Source organism: Methanothrix sp. (assembly GCF_024518575.1).
GTDB lineage: Archaea > Halobacteriota > Methanosarcinia > Methanotrichales > Methanotrichaceae > Methanothrix_B.
The window spans coordinates 1-3532 of the sequence record NZ_JANIHG010000068.1; the positions used below are offsets into that span (position 1 = coordinate 1).

Below are 3532 nucleotides of genomic sequence, written 5' to 3' on the forward strand. Positions count from 1 at the left end.
TAGCTATCGATTTTTACTAGAATTGCAATTCGTATGAATTCAGCCTCTACTATCGGATTCTCAGACATTATTCAACACAGCACTGTGTTGGATAAGTCCTAAAATTCTTAACCGAATGCCATTAGGGGGTAAAGATGGAAATATAGCCAGGAATCGATGCCCAGAGATGGAATTAGGAAAAAGTTATCCAACACGGCAACTCAAAAGCAGAAAAACGTTATGGTAGGTGGGGTAGCTCCGCTACCCCTGCACCCCAGGGGTTTTACGAATACCAGTGGCTCTCCGCGTTCGATGAATAAGATCGAAATGTTTTGGCCTCACTTCGGCATGATGTGAGACCTTCGCGCAATGCAAGATAAGAGGTTCTGCATGAGAGGTACCATGATCTGGATGGAGATAGCCAGGTTCGGGAAGAAGCTTGTCGAGCAGGGGCTTACAGGCTCGCGCTTCGGCAACATATCGGTGCTGACAGACGATGGGATAGTGATAACATGCACAGGCTCCATGCTCGACGAGATCGACGAGGGGCAGGTGGTGCTCGTCGACAGGCGCAGAGAATGCGCCGATGACAGCATCGCGAGCTGTGAGACTCCGGTCCACAGAGCCATATACCGGAAAACGGATGCCAGAGCGGTGATACACACCCATTCCCCGTATGCGGTGGCGCTATCGCTCCTGGAGGATGTTGTGAGGCCGATCGACAGCGAGGGGATCGCGTTTTTAGGGGAGATGCCGGTGGTCGATGGCCCGTTCGGCACTGTGGAGCTCGCCTCTGCGGTATCAGACGCCCTGATCGATCACAGAGCATGCATCGCACGCGGCCACGGCGTCTTCGCCAGGGGAGGCGATCTGAGAGATGCATACATCACAGCCTCGATGGCCGAGCACAGCTCCAAGATAAGATACCTGGTCGTATGGAGAAGCAGCTCAACCAAAGCCTCATAGGAAATCAGGCAGAATACCCCTTCAGGGAAAGAAGGGGGTCGCCCTGAACAGCGAATCTCAGGATATAGATATAGCTCTCGAGTCGCCAGGGGCAAGCTCTGGTCTTCATGCCGGAGTATCTGAAGACAGTTCTATCCTCTTAGCCATCTCCAGCGACTCCTCGGCCTCATCAAGCCTACCCAGGGCCTTCAGGCACCCACCCCTGTTCATCCAGGCGGTCCAGTAGCCCGGATAGATCTTTATCGCCTTCTCGAAGCACAGCAGTGCCTCATCGTGTCTCTTGAGAGCGACAAGTGAGACGCCCTTGTTGTTCCATGCATAGGCATCAAATGGCTCCAGCATGATCGCCTCATCGTACGATCTGAGAGCTTCCTCGTGCCGCCCAAGGTTATCCAGAGCAGCGCCCCGATTGTTCCAGGCCCTTCTCGCATCCTGTCCCATCGGATCGAGCTCGATCGCCCTGTCGTAGCTCTTGACAGCCTCCTCATACTCACCCAGGCAGTGGTGAGCGAACCCCTTGACGATCCAGCTCCTTGAGTTGAACGGATCGAGCTCCAGTGCACGCTTGCATGCCTCCAGCGCCTCAGAATAGCGGTCGAGGTTGTTTAAAGCGGCAGCCTTCCCCCTCCAGGCCCTTGCATGCGACGGATCGAGCTCGATCGCCCTTTCAAACGCATCCAGCGCGTCTGAGTATCTTCCAAGTGCCCTCATGATGTACCTGCCACGAGCAGCCCAAAGATCCGCATTCATCAGATCGCTCTCAAAGAGACTCTGATCGCATGGCATATCATGCGCTGAACCCGCAAAGGCTCCCCCCAAGTCTTCCCTTTCATACTTCCTGACCGACTTCTCGCTCAAAACAACACCATCTCTAAAGATTCGATAATAACACCAGCGATATGCAGCTGCATGCCTGCCTCGCCGGAACACAGCATCTTACCCTGCAGAATTCAGGAATCATTCCTTGAGACGCTATGGACCCCAAAACATCCAATTCAGGTCCTGCAATATACTTTTATCGCCGCACATCTCCGCGTCTCAGACCGGACCAAAGCGGGCCTGGGTCGGCACATTGAAGCTCGCTAGATCCTTGAGCCTGTAGTCCTGAAGGAGGATGCTCTTCAGCTTCGGCGGATGAACGCTCAGAGAGATCTCCTTCGTTCTTCCGTAGCGCCCCTTGCTTATCACAACAGTGTGAAGGATGCCGAGCATATCGAGCTCGGCTATGAGATCCGTGATCCTTCTGTGTGTGAGAGAATCGGCCTCGACAAGCGGGCAGAGCTGCTTGTACATGCCATAGACTGCGCTCGTTGTTATGTTCCTGGCAGCCTGCTCCTCAAGGAGAAGTATGCTGTAAAGCACGAGCTTTGACTGCGTGGGGAGCGTCTTTATGACCTCCTCCACCCTGTCCTGCTCGATCTTGTCCCTCGCTGCCTTCACATGCTCCTCGGTGATCGTCTGGCTCCTCGCCCTCTCCGCGATCTCGCCCGCGATCCTGAGAAGGTCGAGCGCGCGGCGCGCGTCACCATGCTCCCTCGCCGCGAAGGCCGCACAGAGGGGGATGACGTCATCCCCGAGCACACCCGGCCTGAACGCCAGCTCAGCCCGCTGCTCCAGTATGTCCTGTATCTGCTCGGCGTTGTAAGGAGGGAATATGATCTCGTCCTCGCCGAGCGAGGATTTGACCCTGGGATCGAGGAACTCTGTGAACTTCAGATCGTTCGATATGCCTATGAGGCTCACCCTGGCCTGGACCAGATCGGAGTTTATCCTGGAGAGGTTGTAAAGCACATCATCGCCCTTCCTGACAAGCTTGTCGACCTCGTCGAGCATTATTACTACCACACGCTTCTTCTCATCGAGCGCGTTCCTGAACTCCGAGTAGACCTGATCGGTGGGCCAGCCGGTCATGGGGATATCCTTGTCGAAGTGCCTGGCCAGGTGTGCCAGAACCCTGTACTGGGTATCGACCACCTCGCAGTTGAGGTAGATGACCGAGCAGGCGGATCCTGCGTCCGCCTCTTCCAGCTCCTTGCCCACATACTTCGCGACGGCCGTCTTTCCTGTGCCGGTCTTTCCGTATATCAGGACGTTTGAGGGCGTCTCGCCGTGCAGGGCCGGAGCCAGGACTGATGCGAGCTCCTGTATCTGCTCCTCCCTGTGGGGCAGCTCCTTTGGGGTGTAGGTGGGACGCAAGACGTCCCGCGACCTGAATATGCCTCCCTGTCCAACAAAGCTGGCAAATAACCCGCTAGAAGTGGTCACGAGAACTCCCTCGAACAATTCACTCTTCGCACGGATGGTATTAAGAGTTATGGTTATCTCCCCTTCGTTTCCAGTGGAAGGTGGCCGACCCCTTTATTTCCAGTGGAGACGACCACGAAACCCAACAGGAGGCTAATCTCCTGCGAGGTCAGAATGCTGTTGATCTCAATTGTGGATGTGCGCTAGCAAGACAAGATCTTCACCGATTCAACCACGCCAGTCAGGCATGCCCAGCTACACCTCTCCCCGCCATATGCACTTGCTTGGGGTTTGCAACGACCTGCTATCACCCCACAGCCCGCTCTTATCGCCGCTACCTGTC

3 protein-coding genes are annotated in these 3532 nt (G+C 55.4%); 1 reads left to right on the top strand and 2 read right to left on the bottom strand.

Annotated elements, in window-relative coordinates:
* Nucleotides 1-381 precede the first annotated feature (381 nt).
* Nucleotides 382-945 (top strand): aldolase, encoded by a 564-nt coding sequence (locus tag NQU42_RS08280; RefSeq protein ID WP_296610595.1) that lies wholly within the window; start codon nt 382-384, stop codon nt 943-945.
* A gap of 105 nt (nt 946-1050) precedes the next feature.
* Here NQU42_RS08280 and NQU42_RS08285 read toward each other — a convergent pair whose 3' ends face one another.
* Together NQU42_RS08285 and NQU42_RS08290 are read right to left on the bottom strand one after the other, a co-directional pair.
* A complete protein-coding gene (locus NQU42_RS08285; RefSeq protein WP_296610597.1) occupies nt 1051-1695 on the bottom strand; it encodes a tetratricopeptide repeat protein in 645 nt (214 codons plus the stop codon).
* A gap of 288 nt (nt 1696-1983) precedes the next feature.
* Nucleotides 1984-3210: an ORC1-type DNA replication protein gene (locus tag NQU42_RS08290; RefSeq protein WP_366070329.1), complete on the bottom strand. Its 1227-nt coding sequence runs from the start codon at nt 3208-3210 to the stop codon at nt 1984-1986.
* Nucleotides 3211-3532 lie beyond the last annotated feature (322 nt).

Bases quoted from the DNA above. Each gene is read 5' to 3' on its own strand.
- NQU42_RS08285 (WP_296610597.1), bottom strand. From the start codon at position 1,695: ATGAATGCGGATCTTTGGGCTGCTCGTGGCAGGTACATCATGAGGGCA.
- NQU42_RS08280 (WP_296610595.1), top strand. From the start codon at position 382: ATGATCTGGATGGAGATAGCCAGGTTCGGGAAGAAGCTTGTCGAGCAG.